We start from the raw sequence: 23,683 nt of genomic DNA, 5'->3' as shown, positions 1-23,683 counted from the left end.
CGCTGATACCAGAGGCGGAATTGCCGCGCCGCCCGGTGCGAATGCTGGGGCGGCGCGGATAGGCTGGCTACTCAGGCTAAAGCCCCAGCGCCTTTTTGCGTTCTTCGGCAAAGCCCTGAACGATCCGGTCGGCAATCAGCGCCAGGATCGCCATGGCGGCCCCCGCAGAAATGCCCAGTCCGACATCCGCCTGCCCAAGCGCCAGATAGATCGACTGGCCCAGACCGGTGGTGCCGATCAGCGCCGCAATCACCAGCATGGCGAAGGCATAGAGAATAGTCTGGTTCAGCCCCAGCAGGATGGTGGGCGCCGCATAGGGCGCACGCACATCGCGCATCATCTGCCAACGCGTCGCGCCGGATGCAGTCGCCGCCTCGATCATCTCATCCGGGGTGGCGATCAGCCCCTGTCTTGTGTAGCGGATCATTGGCACGATGGCATACGCGATGATCGCCAGAAAGGCCGAGAACTCGCCAATCTGAAACACCATCAGAACCGGGATCAGAAAGACAAACAACGGGATGGTCTGCAGCATGTCGCAGATTGGTCGCACCAGCCGCCAGGCCATGGGGGAAACCGCGCTGAGCACGCCGACACCGCCGCCCAGCACCGCACAGGCAAAGACCGCAGCCCCCGACAGATAGAGCGAGAGCAAGGCCCGGTCCCACAGGCCCGAAACCAGTATGGTCGAGAGCAGGACCACCGAGAGCAGTGCCAGACGATAGCCGCCTGCCACCCAGGACAGGGTGCCAATACCGATCAACACAAAGGGCCAGGGCAGTTGTGACACACCGGTCTCCAGAATGCCGGCGGCGATCAAGACCACCACCCCCAGGGTAAGCTGCCCCCGCAGCGCCAGCCCCAAGGCCACAAGTGCTGCCACCGCATAAAATCCAAGGCTCATCCCAGAGGTCCACTGAAACCCCCAGGTGAAGGGCAGGATCGCCTGATCCAGGCCAATGCGCAGCGGTAACAGCACATAGAACATCACGCCATTCTTGAAGCTGGTCAGCAATTCAGCATTGGCACGGGTGAAATCGGTCAGCCAACTGTCCAGTCCATTCGCCACTGGATCCAGCAGCTGATAGCTGTCCGGATCGCCAAGCGAGCGCCAGAAGACCAGGCTGACAACCAGCCCCAGCAGCAGGATCGCCAGCGAGATACGCCCATCCCAAAGCCGACGGCGCTCCTGCGCCAGGGTGGCGCTCATCCGGTCGATCAGGATGGCAAAGATCACAATCACCGAGCCCGCCAGCATCGCCGGGCCAAACTGCGCCTTGCGCATGGTCAGCAGCACTTCCCAGCCGATGTCATTGAACCCGCCAATGACGGCAGCAATGATCACCATCGACAGGGCCGCCATCAGACATTGATTGACCCCCACCATGATCTGCACCTTGGCCGCCGGAATCTCTACCTGGAACAGCTGCTGCATCCGGGTGCCCCCGGACATCACCCCTGCTTCTTTTACCTCGGCTTCAACCCGTTGCAGCCCAAGCAGAACATTGCGCGCCATGGGGGGCGCCGCATAGATCGCCGAGGCAATGAGGCCAACAACAGGGCCAAAGCCAAAGAGCACCAGCAAAGGCGTCAGATAGGCAAAGGTCGGCACCGTCTGCATCACATCCAGCAGCGCCTGTACCGGCGCGCGAAAGCGCGGGAATTCATTGGCAAAGATGCCAATCATAGCGCCCGCCAACAGCGCCAGAGGCACCGAGACGGCAACCAGCGCCAGGGTGTTCATCCCCTGCTGCCAATAACCAGAGGCCAGCACCAGCCCCAGCCCGATCGCTGCCATGGCCGCCATTTTGCCCCCTCCCAACCGCCAGCCAAGCGCCACGGTCGCGGCAATCAGCAGCGGCCAGGGTAGAACCGCCAGAACGGTATTGGCCGCCGTCATCGGATAGGCCATCAGGGTTGAAAACACCCGCGCAGCGGGTTTGACATAGTCGAGCCCGCTTTTGACCGCGGTGCCAACAGCATCACTGGCCGGCAGCACCCAATCGTTCGGATAGCTGCTCAACCAGGGCCAAAGCCCCTCGAACAGCAGACAGAACGCCCCGACGACACCCGCGATCAGCGCCGCCAGGGCGCCTTTGCCAAGCCCTCTGGCCGCAAGCGCATTAGACATGATCTGTTTCCACCTGCAGGGCTGCTGCCAGGTCAGCCGGGTTGATAACCCCAACCAATGTGCCATTGCTGTCGCGCACCGGCACAGGGTCGTAAAGCTCCATACAGCGGGCCAGCGCCGCATCCAACGTCATGTCGCGGCGCAGCCCCGGGTCATCGACGCCATAGCTGTTGCCTTCTGGGCTTTGCATGACCGAGGCCACATTGGCATGACGCCCCTTGGCAACATCCTTGGAAAACTCACGCACGTAATCGTCCACCGGATTCAGCACGATATCAGCGGGCGTGCCAATCTGCACGATCTTGCCATCGCGCATGATGGCGATACGATCCGCCAGTTTCAGCGCCTCGTTGATATCATGGGTAATAAAGACGATGGTGGTCTTCAGCTTGGCCTGAATATCAAGGAATTCATCCTGCAACTGGCGGCGGATCAGCGGATCCAGCGCCGAGAAGGGTTCATCCAGAAACCAGACCGAACAATCGGTCACCAGCGATCGGGCGATGCCAACCCGCTGACGCTGCCCGCCCGACAATTCCCGCGGATAGCGATCTTCGCGCCCCGCCAGCCCCACCAGTTCAATGACCTCCTGCGCCTTGGCGCGCCGCGTCTTGCGCTTGATGCCCTGCACCCGCAGCGGATAGGCCACATTGTCGGCCACCGTCATATGGGGAAACAGGCCAAAATGCTGAAACACCATGCCCAGCGTCTTGCGCCGCAGCGCGATCAGCCGTGCCTTGCTGGCAGAGACGATGTCTTCGCCTTCGATGCGGATTTCCCCACCCGAGGCCGGCAGCAACTGCGAAATGCAGCGGATCAGGGTAGATTTCCCAGAACCGGACAGGCCCATGATCACGAAGAGCTCGCCTTCCTTGACCTCGAAATTGACGTCCTGCACCGCAGGAACCAGCCCTTTGGCACGCAGCGCCTGCGAAACCTCATCGGCATTATTATGGTGTGACAGCGCCTGTTTCAGGGCGCTATCGGCATTGTCGCCAAAGACCTGCCAGAGATTCCGGCAGGAAATGGCGGGAGTTTCAGACCCGGTCACGGCAGTCGCCTCGCTCACTTGATCGCAGCGTCGACGATGGGGCGCCAGCTGTCTTCATTGGCAGACATCCAGGTTGCGACCACCTCTGTGACCTCCCCCCCGTCGACATCAATCGCGCCCATCATGGGCTGCTGATCGTCCACCGCGAGAGTATAGTTCGACAGGATTTCAAAGGCTGCAGGCCAGGTTTCGGCCGTGCCGGACCAGGCGGCCTTGAAGATGCGCGACGGTGCAAAATCACAGTCATTCACCGCATCGGGGTTTGGTCCCCAGGCCGGATCGGTAAAGCAGGCCTCTTCACCAACCGGCAGGTCGACAAATTTCACATCATAGGCAGACATCGCCCAATGGGGCTGCCAAAAGGTAATCAGTAGCGGGGATTTGCGCTCGGTCGAGGCGCGCAGCTCGGCAATCAATGCCCCTTCAGAGCCCGCAGGCACCGCCTTGAAGGGCAGCGCCAGGCCGGTCATACGATCGGCACCGGGGGTTCCCCAATCAGCAGGGTAATCCACCAGGCGACCCGCTGGCAGGGTTTCCGCCGAAGCAAACAGCGGCGCGCAGTCTTTCAGTGCCTCCCAGGCGGGCAGACCCGGGCACAGTTCTGCCACATGGGCCGGATAGGCGATGCCTTCCTTGGCCGCCAGTTCCAGATCGCCCAGCTCGACGATGGTGCCCTCGGTGATTTTTTCGGCATATTGGTCCGACACATTGGAAGACCAGATCTCCATTGTGGCGTGGATTTCACCATCGGCGATGGCCTGGAACTGGTTCATCATGCCTGCGGTGACATATTCCACCTGATAGCCCGCCGCCTTGAGCATTTCACCCGCGATATGGGTCGAAATATGCTGGCCGGTCCATTCATTGATTGCCAGTTTGATCGGCTTGTCGACCGCGCCCAATTCAGCCGCGTGCCCCATGCCAGCGGCCAATGATGCCGCGCTCAAAACACATGCAAATGTCGTCGTTTTCATTGTTGATTTCCCTGTTTTTGCCCGCCGATCGCAAGGATAGGCCGGGCGCAGTTTGATGGAACCCAGTGGTTCACACGCCCCAAGGATTGCAGTGGCGCCGCAGCGGTGCCTCGTGACCTCGGGGAGCGGCCCTCGGCATTGCACCAAGTGTGACCGGGTCTGCCACAAGTGTTTGACCAGTTTGCGACGCTTTGTCGAGGTTTTACGGCGTGACCTGTTATTTTTTTGATTGATCATTCAATTTCTTGAACGAAGGAACAATTCAACTCCGATCATTCACCGGGCAAGCCGCCTCGACACCGCCGCGCCACGGCAAGCGCCGACTCGATTCTTGGCCAGACTGTCGGCAACCTATGGGCCAATCCCCCGCGCCACAACAGGGCAGCAACAAAGGGGCAAAGGCCATCGCCCCCGGCGCGACGCTACAGATCCTGCGCCAGCCGCAGCATGCCTGCGGTGATCTTGCTCAGCTGCGCGGGCGTGGTGATAAAGGGGGGCATGGTGTAGATATTCTTGCCAAAGGGGCGCAGAAACACCCCCATTTCAGGTGCCAGCGCATGGGCCGCATCCGCCGAAACAGGCTGCTGCATCTCGATCACACCAATCGCCCCCAGCACCCGCACATCGCGGACATTGGGCAGCGCGTGGGCCAGTGCCAGTTCTTGCTGTAACTGATCCGAAATCGCCGCGACCCGGCCGCGCCAGTCCTGCCCTGTCAGCACATTCAGCGCCGCCAGGGCCGCTGCGCAGGCCAAGGGGTTGGCCATATAGGTTGGCCCATGCATAAAGATACCCGGATTACCGCCCCCAATACCCAGCGCCACCCGGTCATTGGTCAGGGTACAGGCAAAGGAGATATGGCCACCGGTCAACCCCTTGCCAAGGCAGATGATATCCGGCTCCACCGAGCAGAAATCAGTCGCAAACAGCTCTCCGGTGCGGGCAAATCCGGTGGCGATCTCGTCAAAGATCAGCAAGATCCCCAGTTCATCACAAAGCGCACGGGCCTGGTTCAGATATTCGGGATGATAGAAATACATACCGCCGGTGCCCTGCACCACGGGTTCCAGAATAAAGCCGGCGATCTTTTCTGCCCCGGCCTCTAGCAGCGCCCGCAGCGCGCCGATACCATTCAGCGCCGGGTCCTCGATCCAGTCTTCGCCCAGCCGGATGGGCGGTCGCGGGGTGAAATGCTGCACGCTCAGCGCCCCCTGAAACAGGTGGTGCATGCCGGTGTCCGGGTCGCAGACGCTCATCGCCTTCCAGGTGTCACCGTGATAGCCGGACCGCACGGTGGCGAACTGGCTGCGCCCGTCAAACCCCATGGCGTGCTGGTATTGCACCGCCATCTTCATTGCCACCTCAACCGAGACCGATCCAGAGTCGCAATAGAAGATCCGCGTCAGGCTGTCCGGTGTGACCTCCAGCAGTTTGCGCCCCAGATCAATTGCCGGATCATGGGTCAGCCCGCCAAACATCACATGCGGCAGACGGTCCAGCTGGTTGTGAATGGCCTGCGTGATCACAGGGTGGCGGTGGCCATGCATCATGCACCACCAGGACGACATGGCATCAATCAGCCGGGTGCCATCCTCCAGCGTCAGATAGACGCCTTCGCTTTCTTTCACCACAAATGTCGGGCCGGGTTTGGCCACATTGGTATAGGGATGCCAAAGGTGCTGCTGGTCGAACTCCAGCTGCGTAAGATCAGATCCCCCCATCACAGAACCGCCCGGATCAGATCAAGCTTGATATGGGCTGCAAAGGCCGCAGCCAGAGCGTCATCCCCTGCCGCATTGGCCGACGGGGGTACAGCCGCCCCCAACTCGGGGATCATCGGCAGCCGCCCCAGATGCACCAGCTTGCCAAACAGGCAGATACTATCCTCGACCTCCCGTTCGGGCGCACCAATGAAGACCACACCCAGAACCCTGCAGCCCGCCGCCCGCAACGCCTGCACCGACAAGAGCGTATGGTTGATGGTGCCCAGTTGGGTGCGCGCGCAAAGGATCACCGGCGCCCCCCACTTGGCAAAAAGGTCCAGATAGAGCATCCGACGGTTGAGCGGCACCATCACCCCGCCAGCGCCTTCGACCACCAGCGGGCCGTCCAGCTGCGGCAGCGTCAGGCTCTCCGGGTCGATCTCCACCCCTTCGGCCTCGGCCGACAGATGTGGCGAGGCGGGATGTTGCAGCCGATAGGCCTCAGCCAGGACTGCCCCGCCTGAGAGCCGCTCCACGGTCTCGCTGTCGGTTTCCTCTTCCAGGCCCGACTGCACCGGCTTCCAGTAGCTGGCCTGCAGCGCCTGAACCAAACCCGCAGAAAATATGGTTTTGCCGATACCGGTATCGGTTCCGGTCACCACCACTGTCCTCATGCCACCTGCTCCAGGCCCGCAGGCTGTTGTTCCAACCGCGCAAGCTCGGGGGCCAGGGCTTCAAACAGCGCGGTGATGAGCTCTTTGGTCAGCGTGCCAGTCAGCGAGATCCGCAGCCGTGACGTGCCCTTGGGCACTGTCGGTGGGCGAATGCCGCGGATGTCAAAGCCCTGCCCCTGCAAACGCTCAGCCAGCGCCATGGTCAGCTTGTCATCGCCAATGATCACCGGCAGGATCTGGCTTTGGAAGCCGGTGATGCCGCACAGCCGCGCCGCCTCGCCGTGGGCATGGGTGATATGGTCCCAGGCCCGGTTGCGCCGCTCGGGGTTCTGCGCCAGATCGCGCAGCGCCACCCGCACCAGGGCCGCATTCAGCGGCGAGGGCGCGGTGGCAAAGATAAAGCCACGCCCGCGATTGACCAGGAAGTCAATCAGCACCTGAGCACCGCAAATCAAGGCACCGGAAACCCCCAGCCCCTTGCCGCAGGTGTGCAGCGTCAGAACGGCCGGGTTCTGGGCATAGTCATGCGCCAGCCCCCGCCCCAGATCGCCAAACAGCCCGGTAGCATGGGCTTCATCCACCACCAGAACCGCCCCTTCGCGCGCGGCCAAAGCGGCAAATTCCGCCAGCGGCGCCAGGGTGCCCTCCATGGAATAGACCGACTCGATGGCGATCCAGACCTGACCACTGCCGCCTGTTGCGCGCCACTCAGCGATCTGTACAGCCGCATCACTGGGGTCATTGTGGCTGAATTTGCGCGTCTCAGCCCGGCCCAACCGCATGCCATCATGGGTGCTGGCGTGGATCAGCGCATCATAGAGCACCAAATCACCGCGCTGCGGCAGGGTTGAGAAAATCGCCTGATTGGCATTAAAGCCGCCGCCCATAAACAACGCGGCCTCGGTGCAAAAAAACGCAGCCGCCTCGGCTTCAAGCAGGAGATGCTCATCGGCATTGCCGCGCAGCAGCCGTGAACCACCGGCGCCAACGGGAACGCCACGCTCCAGCGCCTCCAGTGCCGCCGTTTGCAACAGCTGGCTCTGCGCCAACCCAAGGTAATCGTTGGAGGAAAAGTCATGCCCGGCCTGTGGGATCAAGCGGCGAAACCGCCCCTGATCGCGAAGGTCCTGAAGCCCGGCGGCATGGCGTGGAAAAATCTGACTCATGCCGAGACCTCTGCGCGGGTTTCATTTGCGCTGGCGGAGCCTGTTTTGCTCTGGTTTGCGCTATGGCTGCCGTCGCAGCCCACGCCCATGGCCGTGATGCCCAGACGATCAAACAGCATCTGATCCTTGTCCTCTTCGGGATTGTCAGCAGTCAGCAAAGTGTCACCGACAAAGATCGAATTGGCCCCGGCAAAGAAGCACATGGCCTGCAGCTCATCCGACATATCGCTGCGCCCGGCGGACAGGCGCACATGGGATTTTGGCATCAGGATCCGCGCCAGCGCGATGGTGCGGACAAATTCAATCGGGTCGAGCTTGGGCACATCCGCCAGCGGCGTATCCGGCATGGGGATCAGCATGTTGACCGGCACCGAATCCGGGTGTTCCTCAAGCGTGGCCAGCGCCAGGATCATGTCGATGCGGTCCATCTGCTGTTCACCCATGCCAACGATGCCACCGGCGCAGACCTTCATGCCAGCCTCGCGCACCCGGTTCAGGGTGTCGATCCGGTCGGCAAAGGTGCGGGTGGTGATGATCTCGGAATAGTAGCGTTCCGAGGTGTCGATATTGTGGTTGTAATAATCCAGCCCGGCGTCGCGCAGGCGAAAGACCTGGCTGTCGTCCAGCATGCCCAGGGTCATGCAGGTCTCCATCCCCAGATCCTTGACGCCTTCGATCATCGCCTCAAGCGCGGCCATGTCGCGATCCTTGGGCGAGCGCCAGGCCGCGCCCATGCAATAGCGCGTGGCGCCGCCTGCCTTGGCTTTGCGCGCCTCTGCCAGAACCCGCTCCACCTCGATCAGCTTGCTGGCAGAGAGTTTCGCGCCGTTGCGGGCGGACTGGGAGCAATAGGCGCAATCCTCGGCGCAGCCGCCGGTCTTGATGCTCAGCAGTTTGGATTTCTGCACCTGATTGGGATCATAGTGCTGACGATGCACCGACTGGGCCTCAAACAACAGATCCATGAAGGGCTTGTTGTAGATCTCTTCCGCCTCTGCGCGGGTCCAGTTGGTTCGAATTGGGGCGGCGTCCAGCATGGGCTCTCCTGAAGATCGGGTGTTGCGGTCTTGGGCCAGATGGCTTGATGTTTTATAGATAATTTTACAATCAGCACAAAGGGTTTATGCCGCAACGCGGAATTATCCCGCAAAATACAAACTAATGTACTGAATTATAATGTTATATTTTATCTATCAAATTTCTGATTGACGCCATGCCACTGCGCACCTTAGGTCTACCCCTACGCAGGGGAGTCCCACCAAGGGGACTGAGAGGCTGACAGAGCAGAGCAATCTGCCCGGTGACGCGACCCTTAGAACCTGACCCAGTTGACACTGGCGTAGGAAGCTAGGACGCGCCGCGACAGGGACTGTACCCCCTTTGGCTGTGCGCCCGAACCGGGAGGGCCGTACACCTTCCCCGCGCCTCCCAGCCAAGCCTCATCTGGTGACTTTTTTGAGTATTGGCTCGAGGAGCACCAAAATGAACGTAGCGACCCCAAAGATCACCCCAAAGGTAACCACCGGTGCCCTGCCCGCATCGCGCAAAATCTATGTGCCCGGTGAAATCCACCCCGAGATTCGCGTGCCCATGCGCGAGATTTCCACCCATCCCACCGCAGGTGAAGCGCCGCTGCCGGTCTATGACAGCTCTGGCCCCTATACCGATCCGGATCAGCAGACCGATATCCGCCAGGGCCTCGCGCAGCTGCGCCGCAATTGGATTCTGGCGCGTGATGACGTCGAAGAATATCAGGGCCGCGAAATCACCGACGCCGACAACGGCTTTGTATCTGGTGAGCGCCTGACGCCGGAATTCCCGGTCAAACCCACGCCCCTGCGCGCCAAGGACGGCAAGGCGGTGACCCAGCTGGCCTATGCCCGCGCTGGCATCATCACGCCGGAAATGGAATTCATCGCCATTCGTGAAAACCAGCTGCGCGAGACATCGCCCTGTCACCGGGACGGCCACGACTGGGGCGCCAATATCCCCGATTATGTGACGCCTGAATTTGTCCGCCAGGAGGTTGCCGAAGGCCGCGCCATCATCCCCGCCAATATCAACCACCCCGAAATCGAGCCGATGATCATTGGCCGTAACTTTCTGGTGAAGATCAACGCCAATATGGGCACCTCTGCGGTTTCGTCCTCGATGGAAGAGGAAGTGGACAAGCTGGTCTGGTCAATCCGCTGGGGCGCTGACACGGTGATGGATCTGTCCACAGGCCGCAACATCCACAACACCCGCGAATGGATTGTACGCAACTCCCCCGTCCCCATCGGCACGGTGCCGATGTATCAGGCGCTGGAAAAGGTGAACGGCATTGCCGAGGATCTGACCTGGGAGGTCTTTCGCGACACCTTGATCGAACAGGCAGAACAGGGCGTGGATTACTTCACCATCCATGCCGGCGTGCGGCTGCATATGGTGCCGATGACCGTCAACCGGGTGACCGGCATCGTGTCGCGCGGTGGCTCGATCATGGCAAAATGGTGCCTGCATCATCACAAGGAGAGCTTCCTCTATGAGCACTTCGAGGAGATCTGCGACATCTGCCGCAAATACGACGTCTCCTTCAGCCTTGGCGATGGCCTGCGCCCCGGTTCAATCGCAGATGCCAATGACGCGGCGCAGTTTGCCGAGCTGGAAACCCTGGGCGAGCTGACCAAAATCGCCTGGGCCAAGGATTGCCAGGTGATGATCGAAGGCCCCGGCCATGTGGCCATGCACAAGATCAAGGAAAACATGGACAAGCAGCTGGAATGCTGCGACGAGGCGCCGTTTTACACGCTTGGCCCCCTCACCACCGATATCGCGCCAGGCTATGACCATATTACCTCGGGTATCGGCGCGGCGATGATCGGTTGGTTTGGCTGTGCCATGCTGTGCTATGTGACGCCCAAGGAACATCTCGGCCTGCCCGACCGCGATGACGTCAAGGTCGGTGTGATCACCTATAAGATCGCCGCCCATGCCGCCGATCTGGCCAAGGGCATGCCCGGTGCCCAGCGGCGCGATGATGCCCTGTCGCGTGCCCGGTTCGAATTCCGCTGGGAAGATCAATTCAACCTGTCGCTGGACCCAGATACTGCCCGCGACTTCCACGACCAGACCCTGCCGAAAGAGGCCCATAAGGTGGCGCATTTCTGTTCCATGTGCGGGCCAAGATTCTGCTCGATGCGGATCAGCCACGACATCCGCGCCGAGGCACAGAAGGAAGGCATGGAGGCCATGGCCGCAAAATTCCGCCAGGGCGGCGAGCTCTATGTGCCCGCAGCCGAGACAAAGGCGGAACCGGCAGAATGATCACTATTGCCGGCGCCGGAGTCGCCGGGCTTGCCAGCGCCTATGAGCTGGCAAGCCGTGGCGCAGAGGTGACCCTCTACGAGACCGGGGAAAATCCTGCGGACAACCCCTGTTCCTGGTACGCCGGCGGCATGCTGGCCCCCTGGTGCGAAGGCGAAAGCGCCGCGCCAGAGGTGGTCCGCCTTGGCATCGGCGCCAAGGCCTGGTGGCGCCAGTTCACCAAGATCGAGGACCGCGGCACCCTGGTGCTGACCCCGCCACGCGACCGGGCAGAGCTGACCCGCTTTGCCCGCCGCACCACCAATCATCGCCTGATCGAGGCGGCCGAACTGACCCAGCTAGAGCCCGCGCTGGCCGGGCGCTTTGCCCAGGCGCTGTTCTTCGAAGACGAAGCCCATCTTGACCCGCGTCAGGCCCTCATCGACCTTAGCAAGGCGGTGCAGGCGCTTGGGGTAGAGATCCGCTATGGCACCCCCGCGCCCGGCCATGTGGATGTGGATTGTCGCGGCATGGCCGCCCCTTTGCCGGGGCTGCGGCCAGTACGCGGCGAGATGGCGCTGATCGAGGCCCCAGAGGTCGAAATCACCCGCACCCTGCGCCTGCTACACCCGCGCGTCCCCGTCTATCTGGTGCCCCGAGGCAAGGGCATCTACATGATCGGCGCCACCATGATCGAGAGCAGCTCCTGGCGTCAGATCACCGTGCGCTCTCTGCTAGAGCTGCTGGGGGCCTGTTTTGCCCTGCATCCCGCCCTGGGAGAGGCCAGCGTGATCGAGACCGGTACCGGGCTGCGCCCGGCCTTTGCCGACAATATGCCCCGCCTGACCCAGCAGGGCGAGACCACCCATGTCAACGGGCTCTACCGCCACGGCTACCTTCTGGCACCGGCCCTGGCGCAACAGCTGGCCGCCCAGTTCTTTCAGGAGACCGCAGATGCAGATCATCGTGAACGCACAAGCGCATGAGGTGCGCGCCCAGACCCTTGAGGCCGCGCTCTGTGAATTGGGCTTTACCAGCCCGGCAATTGCCACCGCCCTCAACGGGGTCTTTGTTTCGCGCGCGAAACGCAGTGATGTTTTGTTAACCAATGGCGACCGGCTGGAAGTGCTCGCCCCGATGCAGGGAGGCTGAAATGCAAGTCTACGGCACAGAAATCACCTCGCGACTGCTGCTCGGCACCGCGCAATACCCCGCGCCCTCGGTGCTGGCAGAGGCGATAGCGTCCAGCGGTACAGAAATCATCACCCTCTCGCTGCGCCGGGAAACCGCCGATGGCTCCGGTGCCGGTTTCTGGCAAGGATTGCAACAGGCCGGCTGCCATATCCTGCCCAACACGGCCGGCTGCCATTCAGTACAAGAGGCAGTGACCACCGCCCATATGGCGCGTGATCTGTTCAACACCGCCTGGATCAAGCTGGAGGTGGTCGGCCATGCCGACACGCTGCAGCCGGATGTTTTTGGCCTGGTGGAAGCGGCCCGGATCCTGGCTGAGGACGGATTCCAGGTTTTCCCTTACACCACGGATGACCTGGTGGTGGGAGAGAAGCTCTTGGAGGCGGGCTGCGAAGTGCTGATGCCCTGGGGCGCGCCGATTGGCTCTGGCCAGGGGCTGCGCAACCCGGATGCGCTGCGGGCAATGCGGGCGCATTTCCCAAAGGTGCCCCTGATCGTCGACGCCGGCATCGGCCGACCCTCGGATGCGGCGCAGGCAATGGAGCTGGGCATGGATGCGGTGCTGCTCAACACGGCGGTCGCCAAGGCAGGCGATCCGGCAACGATGGGCCGCGCGATGGCATTGGCGGTTGAGGCCGGCCACCTTGGATATGCGGCAGACCCGATGCCACGCCGCGACATGGCGGTGCCCTCGACCCCGGTTCTGGGACTGGCAGAGCTAACATGAAAGAGCAAAACCCGATGCAACGTTTCTATCTGATCGTCGGCCATGTGGGCCGGTTGGAGCTTTTGGTGCCGCAGGGGGCCAAGCTGGTACAGCTGCGGATCAAGGATGCACCAGAGGCAGAGCTGCGCCGCCAGATCGCCCGCGCCCGCGATTTCTGCGCGGTGCATGATGCCCAGCTGGTAATCAATGATCACTGGGAAATCGCGCTGGATCTTAACTGCAACTTTGTCCACCTCGGCCAGGAAGACATGGCGCAGGCCGATTTTGCCGCCCTGCGCCGCGCCGAGGTGCGCTATGGGCTCTCCACCCATGACGAAGCCGAGCTGGAGCGCGCGCTCTCGCATGATCCTGCCTATGTGGCGCTGGGGCCGGTCTATCCGACGCTGCTGAAACAGATGAAATGGGCACCACAGGGGCTGGCGCGTGTCAGCCGCTGGAAAGCCCAGGCAGGGGCAACGCCGCTGGTGGCCATCGGTGGCCTGACACCCGAGCGCCTGCCGGGGGTCTTTGCCGCCGGGGCTGACAGCGCCGCCGTGGTCACCGATATTCAACAGGCCGAAGACCCCGAAGCCCGCTGCCGCCAATGGGCAAAGGCCTGCGCCTGATGTCGCGCTATGCCCGCCAGATGATGCTGCCCGAAGTCGGCCCGCAGGGCCAGGCGATGCTGGCGCGCACCCATGTCCTGGTGGTTGGGGCCGGCGGGCTGGCGGCACCGGCGCTGCAATATCTGGCAGGCGCTGGCATCGGCCGCATTACCCTGCTGGATCCCGACCACGTGGAGCAAAGCAATCTACACCGGCAGACCCTGTTCACCATGCAGGACATCGGCCGCCCCAAGGTGGCAGCCGCACGTGATCATCTGATAGCGCGCAACCCAGAGCTGGTGCTGCAGGTGCAGAAAACCGCCCTGACCGCCGACACTGTTGATCAGCATCTGACAGAGGTGGATCTTGTGCTGGACGGCGCGGATAATTTTGCCACTTCCTATATTCTGTCCGATGCCTGCCTGCGGCAGACCCTGCCGCTGATCTCTGCCTCGGTGCTGGGGCAGCGCGGCTATGTCGGCGGCTTTTGCGCTGGCGCGCCCTCGCTGCGGGCGCTGTTCCCGGACCTGCCCGAGACCGCCGCCAGCTGCGCCAGCGGTGGTGTGATGGGGCCGGTGGTTGGCATGATTGGCGCGCTGCAGGCGCAGATGGCACTGAAGGTTCTGCTGCATCACGCCCCTTCGCCCTTGGGGCAGCTGATGCAGATGGACATGGCTAATCTGAGCCTGGGCAGCTTTCGCTTTGACGGCGCCGACGAACCCGCAGCCCCCCTGCGTTTTACCAGCCCGGCCCTGATCGCCCCAGAGGCGCAGGTCATCGACCTGCGCCCCAAAGCAGAGGCCCCGGATCTGATCACCACCCAGGCCCGCCGCATCCTGCCTGCAGAGATCGCGGCGGCTGACCTTTGTCCCAAGCGCCCGATTGTCCTGTGCTGTCGCTCGGGACTGCGCGCCTGGCGGGTGGCGCGTGATCTGCAGGCGCGCGGCTTTGCACAGATCGAAATTATTGCTGCCGGAGCCATCGCATGAACCGCATTCTGGTCATCGCTGGCACCGATAGCAGCGGTGGTGCCGGGTTGAGCCGCGACACGGCCATGGCCACCACCCTGGGCTGCGAGGTCGCGCCGGTGGTAACGGCCGTGACGGTACAAACCGATCAGGCGCTGCAGGCCATCCACCCGGTGCCGCCGCAGATTATCTCTGCCCAGATCCGCGCCGCCTTTGAAGACAAAAGCACCGCTCCGAGAGCGGTGAAAATCGGCATGATCGGCAGTGCCGAGGCAGCGCGGCATCTGGCAGACGCCCTGCCCGAGGGCCTGCCCATTGTGCTGGATCCGGTGCTCAAGAGCAGCTCTGGCGGCACATTGATGTCGCTGGACAGCCTGACACCGCTACTGCGCCGGGTCACGCTTCTGACCCCCAATCTGGAGGAAAGCGCCCGGCTGAGCGGGCTGGCGTCAATCCCGCAAGACGATCTGGCACTCTTGCGGTGCCAAGCACAGGTCATGCAGGCCAAAGGGGTTGCTGCGGTGCTGATTAAAGGCGGCCATGCAGGTGGCGATCGCAGCATTGACCACCTGTTCAGCCCCCAGGCCCCGCAGGGCCATCGCGCCTATGCCGCGCCACGTCTACCCCTGGAAAAGCGTGGCACCGGCTGCAGCCTGGCCACGGCGCTGGCCTGTTCCCTGGCCGCAGGCGCCAGCCTTGACCAGGCCTGCAAAGAGGCCAAGGCCGCAGTCAGCGCCAGGCTAGCGCAGTGAGGGCGTGACAGGCAAAGAATGGGGCGGGCAGCAAGACTATGGGCTAACCTGAAAGACCATGCCGGGTTTCCTGGCCGATCCGCAGCATGCTGAGGCTTTGCAGCAGCAGAGATTTGGAAATGGGCTTTTGCAGGAAATAATCCATACCAGCCGCCAGACAGGCGTCGCGATCTGTATCAAAGGCATTGGCGGTCAAGGCAACAATCTGCGGCTGCGCGATATCAAGCGCGCGAATTTCACGGGTGGCGGCCAGACCGTCTAGCTCTGGCATCGACATATCCATCAGGATGATATCCGGCATAATTTGTTGGCACAGGGTCACCGCTTCTCGGCCATTGTGGGCCTCGGTCAGATGGATCCCCAACCCTTCCAGATATTTGCGCACCAACAGGCGGTTGGTTTTATTGTCCTCAGCCAAAAGCACCCGACAGCCCGCCAAGATCGCAGTATCCAGCAGGGCTTCGACGGTAGAGTTGCTTTTCGGTCCAATTGGTTTGTCAAAATTCACCGCAACCCGAAAGCAAGAGCCTTTCTCCTTTTGGCGGCACAGCTCTATGCCACCGCCCATACGCTGCGCCAGAATACTGGAAATCGTCAGCCCCAGCCCGGTGCCGCCAAAGGCGCGAGTGATGGCCGCATCCGCCTGTGAAAAGCGATCAAAGATATGTTCCGCCTGGCTATCAGAGATGCCGATTCCGGTGTCGTCGACCGAGATTTGCAGCTGATAGGGATCCTCTTTCTGGCAGCTGACTTTAATGTCCACCCCGCCCTGCGCGGTGAATTTCACCGCATTGCCAACAAGGTTGACCAGAATTTGCCGTAGTCGTCCATCGTCGCCACGCACCCGGTCCGGCAGATCATCGGAAAACTCAACCGAGACCCACAGCCCCTTTTCGCGGGCCTTGGGGCGCAGTAGGTTGACCGCCCCGGCCACACAGTGGCGCAGATCGAAATCAACCGGATTGATCGCCAGTTGGCCGGATTCAAGGCGCGACAGATCCAGGATATCATTGATGATCTTGAGCAGCGCATCAGAGGAATCTCTGATCGTATCAAGGTATTGTCGTTCCTGTGGGCCAAGGTCCGAATTTGCCATCAAATCCGCCATGCCCAAAACGCCGTTCATCGGCGTACGGATTTCATGGCTCATATTGGCCAGGAATTCCGATTTGGCACGGTCCGCCCGTTCGGCAGCGATTTTGGCGTCATTCAGTTCATTGTTGCGTTGCAAAAGGGCTGAATTCGCCTCGATCAGCCTTTCACGCAGATGCACATCGCTGGTCACATCCAGATTGACGCCAATCATGCGCAGCCAGCCATCCCCATCCACATAGGCGGTGCCCATGGCGCGGATATGCTTTACCTCATTCGTGGGCAGCAGAATGCGAAATTCCGATGCGTAGCTGCCCCCCGCATGGGACGAATCCCTGTGCTCTTGGACGGCCCGTTTTTGGTCATCGGGATGCAGATGGACTTCCCAGGTGCCAAAGCGGACAGGCTCATCAGCACTGAGACCATACATCTTGCGCAGGTTCGCATCCCAGATCACCTCGCCTGTTTTGGTGTTCACCTCCCAAATGCCAATCTTCGATATCTCCACCGCAACCTCGAGCCGCCGAGAGATGGTCTCCAGCTCATGCTCGCGGCCGCGCAGAGTGCGAATGATGGCGTGCCGCGCAGCAGACAAGCGCCCGGCGGTATAGATCGGAACCAGAATCAGGGTTCCCGCCACAAACAGTACCGCGCGCCAGGGCCAGGGATTGTTTCGCCTTGCCTCCCAGCCGCCCTTTGGCCGCGCCGCAATCTGCCAGGACCCACCTGGCAAAAAGACATCCACCCGCACCGGCCTGTCCGTCACGATATCGGGGTCTCCGAAAAACTGCTCGCCCTTGGCCCCCGTGCCATCCCGCCCGATGAGCGCCACCTCGATCCCAAGGTCCTCTGCCTCCAGACCATGTCTGGCAAAAAAGGGTTCCGTCTTGATCACAGAGGACACGATCCCCCAGAAGTGCCGCGCCTCACCCGTGCCAGTAAAAACCGGAAAGCGCCCAAGCAGCGCATTGCCGCCCTGTACCAGCGGGACGGGACCGGTCAAGATCAGCTCTTCCGTGTCTCGCACCCGCATGACGACCGCGCGTTGGCTTTCGGTATGATTGTAGTCCAGGCCAAGCGCTTCCTCATTGCCCGCAAGCGGGTAGATCATTGACACCACCATATCAGGGGCGGCAGCAATATGGCTGATGCTGGTATTTTCGCCAATTACCCGCTCGGACAGCTCAGAAAACCTCTCCTGCGTCATCTCTGGTTCGGTCGAGAGCACTGCAACCAGGCCGCGCGCCACCTGGATATCGCTGTTCAAGGCGCCTTCAAAATTTGATTTTATTCGATTTGCCTCACGCCGCACCTCGGCGCGCAAAGCCCGGTCATGGACCTCGGCATTCTTTTGCTCGGAATAATATCCGCCAGCCAAGATCACCAAAAATGCAACTAGAATAAGAGTGTAAGTGGCCCTTACCAGCCCCCAAACGGGTTTTTCAGAAGCTTCTACCACAGAGTCATACCACCACACCCAAAAGCGTACATTTGAAATACTAGGGAAAAGATGTTAATTTTTTCCCCTGTTTTTACAAACCTGCATACCGCGAACAATACCGCAACCTAGCAAGGCTGCATTTCAATAAACACCCCCGTGCGTAATACGAGAATCGCGTCGCCGCAGGTAGCCCTGAATTTTGGCAGGGTTAAAGCCAACTTAAAGGCGAGGTCAAGAGAGAGGAGGCCACGACAGGCGGGCTGGCCAGGCTAGTTTCGCCGTATTTCCAGCCGTGCACGCAGCCCCTGGCTGCCACGTTCAAACCGAAGGTTGCCGCCATGCTGGGTCGCAACGGTGGCGACGATGGTCAGCCCCAAGCCAAACCCGTCGATGGCAGTGCTGTTGGCACCACGCTGAAAGGGGGCCAGCACCGCTTCGATTTCAGCGACGCTCAGCTCCGATCCCTCGTCCTCAACCGTGATGATCGCCCAGTCCGCACTCGCCTCTAGCTGAACCTCGGCGCGGCGGCCATATTTCAAGGCGTTGTCGACCAGATTGGCCAGCGCGCGTTGCAGCAAGATGGGCCGGGCCGTCACCAGAACCCGGCGGGCATCAGGCAGCCCGCCCTGACCGCTGCGGGCCGAAAACAGCGATTGCGCCCCCAGGACCACGTCCGGAACCGGGCTGACATAGGTCACCGGGCGACCAAGATCCTGATAATCCGCCACCAGGGCCTCGACCAGCGCGCTGAGCGATATTTGGCGCGGCACCTCGAGGCTCAGCTCTGAGCGGGTATAGGTCAGCACGCTTTCGATCATGCCGGTCATACTGTCGATATCGGCCTCCAGCTTCTGGCGCAGCGTCGGATCCGCGATCAACGCCGCCCGCAACCGCAGCCGGGTGGCCGGCGTGCCCAGATCATGACTTACCGCAGAAAGCACCGTGGCGCGCTTGGCAATCTGCGCCCGGGCCGCCGCCAGATGGGCGTTCACTGCCGCAACGATCTGCTGCAATTCAACTGGCCCCTGGGTGGAATAGCTGTCTGGCCCGCCCAGGGTTCGGCGCTGGCGCAACAGCTGGGCAAAGGTACCAAAGCGCGCCACGGTCTCGCCGCTCTGGCTGAGCAATATGGCCAGCCCCACCGCCGCCACAATCACCGCCAGCAGGCGCAGATCCCGTGGTGCCGCGTCGCAACCCCAGACCTCGGCACCATTGATCCGCCGCCAGCCCTGTTCGCCAAACTGGGCAAAAACCACCGGATCACTGCAATGGGTCGCAAGCAGACGGGTCACCGCCCCCAGCTTGGCCGCAGCGCTTTGCCCTGCGGCGGTTGCAAGATCGGCCACCGCATAGCGCAGCGCGGGCGATACGATCACCAGGCGCAGCCCCGCCCCTGCCTGCCCCGGCCCCCCGGCGGCAAAGCCGGGCTTGATCGAAACCTCGGTGACAAAACCCCGCGCGGTGCTTGAATCCACCCCTGCCCCGGCCCCTTGCTGACGCACCCATTGTCGCGCCCACTGTCGCGCCCCCGTGACCGGGATCTGCGGCATCGCAGTGATCTGCACCCCCTGTGGTGGCTGAGCTTCGCCCTTCAGGGCATCAAACAGCAAAATCCCCGTTACCTCGCTGCGGGCCAGGTGCTGTTGCCAGCTCTGCACCGACTGCAGCCAGAGCACCGTTGCGCCAGCGCCCAGCAGGAATGCGGCCAGGATCCACAGGCGCGCCAGCGCTTTCAACCCGATGCGCCAGTTCACTCTGGCGGCCCTTCGCTGACATCCACCGCCAGCACATAGCCCAGCCCCCGTGCGGTACGCAGCATCTGCGGCTCTTTTGGGTCGCTTTCAATCTTGGAACGCAGCCGCCCCACCAGCATGTCAATCGCCCGCCCCGACCCTTCACCTTCGCCGGCCACCGGGGCCGAGGTCTGCCCCTCTTGCAGGGAGGCCTGGATTTCTTCCCGCGTGAGGGGAATATGCGGATTGGCCAGAAACACCTTGAGCAGGCTGGTCTCGCGTTGGGACAGCGCCACCTGAAAGCCCTGCGGCGACAGCACCTCGTTGCGTTTGCCATCATAGGTCCAGCCGCCAAACCGAAACAGGGCCAAGCGACGACGATAGACCAGTGATGCACTGCGACTGGCCCGCTGCAACACCGCCCGAAGCCGCGCCAGCAGCAGATCAGGGTTAAAGGGCTTGGCGATATAGTCATCTGCCCCCACCTCGTAGCCAGCCATGCGCTGATGATCCTGCGACAGGGCGGAAACCAGGATGATCGGCACATCCTGTTCTGCCCGCAGCCGGGCGCAGATCTCGACGCCGTTTTCATCCCCCAGCATCACATCCAGCAGGATCAAGTCGATACGCCCGGCCCGCATATGGCTGCGGATCTCTGCCTCGCTGCTGGCGGCCAGGGCGATAAATCCGTTTTGCTGCAGAAATTGTGTCAACATGCTGCGGGTTTCCGCATCATCATCCACCACCAAGAGCCGGGAGATTGCCATTGCCTCTGTCTGTGCCTCCGTTTTTGCAGCCGTAGTGCAGCCTCGCCTCTGCGGCCCGTATCGCCCTCCGGGCCATGGGTCAGCCCCCGAGGTCAGGCCAGACTGCCCAATTTCAACGCCGGTGATAACTGCTTGGTAACAAGATGTAACGAAACCGCCGTTTTTTTGCCCGCTGTGCCCGCCACTGCGCGCTTGGCCCATTGCTCCGGCGGCAACTGCCAGCGCAGGCTGTCCACAGGACTGTCACCCAGGCGGTGGCATCTGCGGGACTCGCCTCAGGAGGAGGGAGCGGGCCCTGCATAAAGGGGTCAGCATCGGCCCCGCATCAACTATGGGAGGAAGACACCATGAAAAGATCCGTATTTGCGGCCAGTTCAACCCTGGCCTTTGTCGCCGCAACCCTGGCCCAGGCCGGCCCCGAGGCCGAAGTACTGCATTGGTGGACATCCGGCGGCGAGGCAAAATCCGTTGCCGTGCTGCAGCAAGAATTCGCGGCCAATGGCGGCACCTGGACCGATATGCCAGTGGCGGGCGGCGGTGGCGATGCCGCCATGACGGCGCTGCGGGCGCGGGTGCTGTCTGGCAACGCCCCCACTGCGGTGCAGCTGAAAGGCCCTGCCATTCAGGAATGGTACGAAGAAGGTGTGCTGGCCGATATTTCTGCCGTCGCCGAAGCCGAGGGCTGGGACAAGGTCCTGCCCGCCTCGATTGCGGCGCATATGAAGTGCGAAGGCCAATGGTGCGCCGCGCCGGTCAATGTCCACCGGGTTGACTGGCTTTGGGCCAATGCCGAAATCCTGGCCGCCAATGACATCGCCATGCCAACCAGCTGGGACGCGTTCAACGCCGCCGCTGACAAGCTGATGGCGGCGGGGGTGATCCCGCTGGCCCATGGCGGCCAGGCCTGGCAGGATGCCACCATTTTTGAAGTTGTCGCGCTTGGGCTGTTGGGGGCAGAAGATTTTGACAAGGCCTTTGTCGACCTGGACCCAGAGGTTCTGGCCTCTGACAAGATGGTCGCGGTCTTTGACCAGATGCGCAAGATGCGCGGCTATGTGGACAGTAACTTCCCCGGCCGCGACTGGAACCTGGCCACCTCTATGGTGATGAATGGCGAAGCCGCCTTTCAGATCATGGGCGATTGGGCCAAGGGCGAATTCCTGGCCGCTGGCAAGGTGCCGGGTGAGGATTTCCTCTGCGCCTCGGCACCGGGAGAGGGATTCCTGTATAATGTCGACAGCTTTGCCATGTTCGATGTCACTGGCAGCGACAAACAAGAGGGTCAGGCGCTCTTGGCCAAGCTGATCGTCGGCCAGAATTTCCAGAAGGTCTTTAACCTCAACAAGGGCTCGATCCCGGCCCGCACCGATGTCGAAATGGATGCGTTTGACTCCTGCGCCCATCTGTCGGCAGCCGAAATGAAGACCAGTTCCGAAGAGGGGACACTGCTGCCCAGCTATGCCCATGGCATGGCGATGCGCGGCGCCCAGTCCGGGGCCATCACCGATGTGGTCACCGCGCATTTCAACTCTGACATGTCCTCTGCGGATGCGGTCGAGATGCTGGTCGCAGCCGTGGCAAACTCGCTCTGATCTGAACGATCCACGCCCCCTCTGATCCGTTTGCGCTCTGCCCGTATTTGGCAGGGCGCAGGCGACCAATAAAGGCAAAACCTCATGCATGCATGGTTGGAACGCCAGATCCCCAAGATGGTTCTGGCCCCCTCTTTTGTGGCGATCCTTATCTTTGTGTACGGCTTTATCGGCTGGACCGCCTGGATTTCGCTGACCCGATCTAAACTGCTGCCCAGATATGATCTGCACGGGCTGATCCAGTACAAGCGCCTGCTGGCGGCGCCGCGCTGGGATACTGCGATGGACAATCTGTTCCTGTTTGGCAGCCTCTTTATCGGCATCTCCATGCTGTTGGGGCTGGGGCTGGCGATCCTGCTGGATCAGCGCATCCGCATCGAAGGGGTGCTGCGCACCATCTACCTCTATCCCATGGCGCTTTCGATGATCGTGACCGGCACCGCCTGGAAATGGATCATGAATCCCGGCCTAGGGTTGGAGGCCATGGTGCGCGGCTGGGGGTTTGACAGCTTTCGCTTTAGCTGGATCATTGATCCTGACATGGCGATCTATGCGGTGGTGGTTGCCGGCGTCTGGCAGGCCTCGGGCTTTGTGATGGCGCTGTTTCTAGCAGGCCTGCGCAGCGTCGATGGCGAGATCATCAAGGCGGCCCAGGTCGATGGCATCCCAGGTTGGCGGATCTATTCCGCCATCATCCTGCCCTCTATGGCGCCGATCTTCCTGTCTGCCTTTATCGTACTGGCGCATCTGGCCATCAAGAGCTTTGATCTGGTGGTCGCCCTGACCGGCGGCGGGCCTGGCTATGCCACTGATCTACCTGCGACCTATATGTATGCCATGGCGTTTTCGCGCGGCGATATTGGCCAGGCGGCCAGCTCTGCCATGGTGATGATGGCTGTCGTCTTTGCCATCGTTGTTCCCTATCTCTATTCTGAATTGCGGGCAAAACATGACTGATTTCACCGCCTCTCCCCCTGGCCCGGCACCGCGTGCCCCCGGCAGGATTGCCCTGCGCTGGCTCCTGTTCATCCTGCTAGGCCTATTTGCGCTGTTCTACCTGATGCCGCTGTTTGTCATGGTGACCACCTCGCTGAAAAGCCTGGAGGAAATCCGCAGCGGCAGCCTGGTGGCCTTCCCGCGAGAGCTAACCTTTGATGCCTGGCGCACCGCCTGGTCGGGGGCCTGTACCGGCATCCAGTGCGAAGGGCTACGCCCCTATTTCTGGAACTCGGTCCTGCTGGCAGTGCCTGCGGTCCTGATTTCCACCTTTTTGGGGGCCGCCAATGGTTATATCATCGCCCAGTGGAATTTTCGCGGTGCCAATCTGATCTTTTCTGCCATGCTCTTTGGCTGTTTCATCCCCTTTCAGGTGGTGCTGCTTCCCATGGCCAGGATGCTGGGAATGATGGGGCTGGCTGGCACCATTCCGGGGCTGATCTTTGCCCATGTGGTCTATGGGATCGGCTTTACCACTTTGTTTTTCCGAAACTTCTACGTCACCATCCCCAGTGATCTGGTCAAGGCCGCCAAGGTCGATGGCGCCGGTTTTTTCCGCATCTTCTGGTCGATCTTTCTACCGCTGAGCCTGCCAATCATTGTGGTGACGGTGATCTGGCAGTTCACCCAGATCTGGAACGACTTTCTGTTTGGCGTCAGCTTCAGCCAGGCCGGAACCCAGCCGGTGACCGTGGCACTGAACAATATCGTCAACTCCACCACTGGCGTCAAAGAATACAACGTCGACATGGCCGCCGCGATCATCGCCGGCCTGCCCACCCTGCTGGTCTATGTGGTTGCAGGAAAATACTTCATTCGCGGCCTCACCGCCGGCTCTGTAAAAGGCTAACTG

Annotated in this window: 20 protein-coding genes; 10 read left to right on the top strand and 10 right to left on the bottom strand. The window is 61.6% G+C overall.

What is annotated here, in order from left to right; genetic code table 11:
- Positions 1-76 precede the first annotated feature (76 nt).
- The 7 genes from LRK71_RS00670 to bioB all read right to left on the bottom strand — a co-directional run bounded on the left by LRK71_RS00670 (position 77) and on the right by bioB (position 8,736).
- A complete protein-coding gene (locus LRK71_RS00670; protein WP_232400375.1) occupies positions 77-2,131 on the bottom strand; it encodes an ABC transporter permease in 2,055 nt (684 codons plus the stop codon).
- A complete protein-coding gene (locus tag LRK71_RS00665; RefSeq protein WP_232400374.1) occupies positions 2,124-3,182 on the bottom strand; it encodes a quaternary amine ABC transporter ATP-binding protein in 1,059 nt (352 codons plus the stop codon). Before LRK71_RS00665 ends, LRK71_RS00670 begins: the two co-directional genes overlap by 8 nt.
- A gap of 14 nt (positions 3,183-3,196) precedes the next feature.
- Entirely contained in the window at positions 3,197-4,156 is a 960-nt protein-coding gene (locus LRK71_RS00660) for an ABC transporter substrate-binding protein (protein ID WP_232400373.1), read from the bottom strand.
- Positions 4,157-4,578: 422 nt separating this feature from the next.
- The gene (bioA, locus tag LRK71_RS00655) at positions 4,579-5,877 is read right to left on the bottom strand and encodes an adenosylmethionine--8-amino-7-oxononanoate transaminase (RefSeq protein WP_232400371.1); all 1,299 of its coding nucleotides are present in this window, start codon (positions 5,875-5,877) and stop codon (positions 4,579-4,581) included.
- Entirely contained in the window at positions 5,877-6,533 is a 657-nt protein-coding gene (bioD, locus tag LRK71_RS00650; protein ID WP_232400369.1) for a dethiobiotin synthase, read from the bottom strand. Before bioD ends, bioA begins: the two co-directional genes overlap by 1 nt.
- Positions 6,530-7,699, bottom strand: coding sequence for an 8-amino-7-oxononanoate synthase (locus tag LRK71_RS00645; RefSeq protein ID WP_232400368.1), 1,170 nt, complete (start codon positions 7,697-7,699; stop codon positions 6,530-6,532). Before LRK71_RS00645 ends, bioD begins: the two co-directional genes overlap by 4 nt.
- Positions 7,696-8,736, bottom strand: a complete 1,041-nt coding sequence (gene bioB, locus LRK71_RS00640; RefSeq protein ID WP_232400367.1) for a biotin synthase BioB — start codon at positions 8,734-8,736, stop codon at positions 7,696-7,698. Before bioB ends, LRK71_RS00645 begins: the two co-directional genes overlap by 4 nt.
- 445 nt (positions 8,737-9,181) lie before the next feature.
- Here bioB and thiC point away from each other — a divergent pair, with 445 nt between their 5' ends.
- From thiC to thiD, 7 genes are read left to right on the top strand one after another with little or no spacing between them, the layout of a single operon-like run.
- Positions 9,182-11,005, top strand: a complete 1,824-nt coding sequence (gene thiC, locus LRK71_RS00635) for a phosphomethylpyrimidine synthase ThiC (RefSeq protein ID WP_232400366.1) — start codon at positions 9,182-9,184, stop codon at positions 11,003-11,005.
- A complete protein-coding gene (locus LRK71_RS00630) occupies positions 11,002-11,970 on the top strand; it encodes an FAD-dependent oxidoreductase (protein WP_232400365.1) in 969 nt (322 codons plus the stop codon). The genes thiC and LRK71_RS00630 overlap by 4 nt, the downstream gene beginning before the upstream one ends.
- Positions 11,939-12,136 carry a sulfur carrier protein ThiS gene (gene thiS / locus LRK71_RS00625; protein WP_232400364.1) on the top strand — a complete coding sequence of 66 codons (198 nt, stop codon included), beginning with the start codon at positions 11,939-11,941 and terminating at the stop codon, positions 12,134-12,136. Before LRK71_RS00630 ends, thiS begins: the two co-directional genes overlap by 32 nt.
- Before the next feature lies 1 nt (position 12,137).
- Complete coding sequence (locus LRK71_RS00620) at positions 12,138-12,905, top strand: thiazole synthase (RefSeq protein WP_232400363.1); 768 nt, start codon at positions 12,138-12,140, stop codon at positions 12,903-12,905.
- Between the two features lie 14 nt (positions 12,906-12,919).
- Complete coding sequence (locus tag LRK71_RS00615; RefSeq protein WP_232400362.1) at positions 12,920-13,510, top strand: thiamine phosphate synthase; 591 nt, start codon at positions 12,920-12,922, stop codon at positions 13,508-13,510.
- Positions 13,510-14,478 carry a HesA/MoeB/ThiF family protein gene (locus LRK71_RS00610; RefSeq protein WP_232400361.1) on the top strand — a complete coding sequence of 323 codons (969 nt, stop codon included), beginning with the start codon at positions 13,510-13,512 and terminating at the stop codon, positions 14,476-14,478. The genes LRK71_RS00615 and LRK71_RS00610 overlap by 1 nt, the downstream gene beginning before the upstream one ends.
- Positions 14,475-15,209: a bifunctional hydroxymethylpyrimidine kinase/phosphomethylpyrimidine kinase gene (gene thiD, locus LRK71_RS00605; RefSeq protein ID WP_232400360.1), complete on the top strand. Its 735-nt coding sequence runs from the start codon at positions 14,475-14,477 to the stop codon at positions 15,207-15,209. The genes LRK71_RS00610 and thiD overlap by 4 nt, the downstream gene beginning before the upstream one ends.
- 43 nt (positions 15,210-15,252) lie before the next feature.
- On the opposite strand, the gene LRK71_RS00600 is transcribed toward thiD, so the two are convergent.
- From LRK71_RS00600 to LRK71_RS00590, 3 genes are all read right to left on the bottom strand, one after another.
- On the bottom strand, positions 15,253-17,685 hold the full coding sequence (locus tag LRK71_RS00600) for an ATP-binding protein (protein ID WP_232400359.1): 2,433 nt from the start codon (positions 17,683-17,685) through the stop codon (positions 15,253-15,255).
- 326 nt (positions 17,686-18,011) lie between these two features.
- Positions 18,012-19,496: a sensor histidine kinase gene (locus tag LRK71_RS00595; protein ID WP_232400358.1), complete on the bottom strand. Its 1,485-nt coding sequence runs from the start codon at positions 19,494-19,496 to the stop codon at positions 18,012-18,014.
- Positions 19,493-20,242, bottom strand: coding sequence for a response regulator transcription factor (locus LRK71_RS00590; RefSeq protein ID WP_232400357.1), 750 nt, complete (start codon positions 20,240-20,242; stop codon positions 19,493-19,495). The genes LRK71_RS00595 and LRK71_RS00590 overlap by 4 nt, the downstream gene beginning before the upstream one ends.
- 347 nt (positions 20,243-20,589) lie before the next feature.
- Here LRK71_RS00590 and LRK71_RS00585 point away from each other — a divergent pair, with 347 nt between their 5' ends.
- The 3 genes from LRK71_RS00585 to LRK71_RS00575 all read left to right on the top strand — a co-directional run bounded on the left by LRK71_RS00585 (position 20,590) and on the right by LRK71_RS00575 (position 23,680).
- A complete protein-coding gene (locus LRK71_RS00585) occupies positions 20,590-21,834 on the top strand; it encodes an ABC transporter substrate-binding protein (protein WP_232400356.1) in 1,245 nt (414 codons plus the stop codon).
- A gap of 84 nt (positions 21,835-21,918) precedes the next feature.
- Positions 21,919-22,791: a carbohydrate ABC transporter permease gene (locus LRK71_RS00580; RefSeq protein ID WP_232400355.1), complete on the top strand. Its 873-nt coding sequence runs from the start codon at positions 21,919-21,921 to the stop codon at positions 22,789-22,791.
- Complete coding sequence (locus tag LRK71_RS00575) at positions 22,784-23,680, top strand: carbohydrate ABC transporter permease (RefSeq protein ID WP_232400354.1); 897 nt, start codon at positions 22,784-22,786, stop codon at positions 23,678-23,680. Before LRK71_RS00580 ends, LRK71_RS00575 begins: the two co-directional genes overlap by 8 nt.
- Positions 23,681-23,683: the final 3 nt, after the last annotated feature.

Origin of the sequence: Pseudophaeobacter flagellatus (assembly GCF_021228235.1) — a bacterium.
Taxonomy (GTDB): domain Bacteria; phylum Pseudomonadota; class Alphaproteobacteria; order Rhodobacterales; family Rhodobacteraceae; genus Pseudophaeobacter; species Pseudophaeobacter flagellatus.
The sequence above is the reverse complement of the archived record's forward strand: the minus strand, read 5'-3'. Positions and strand labels throughout refer to the sequence as shown.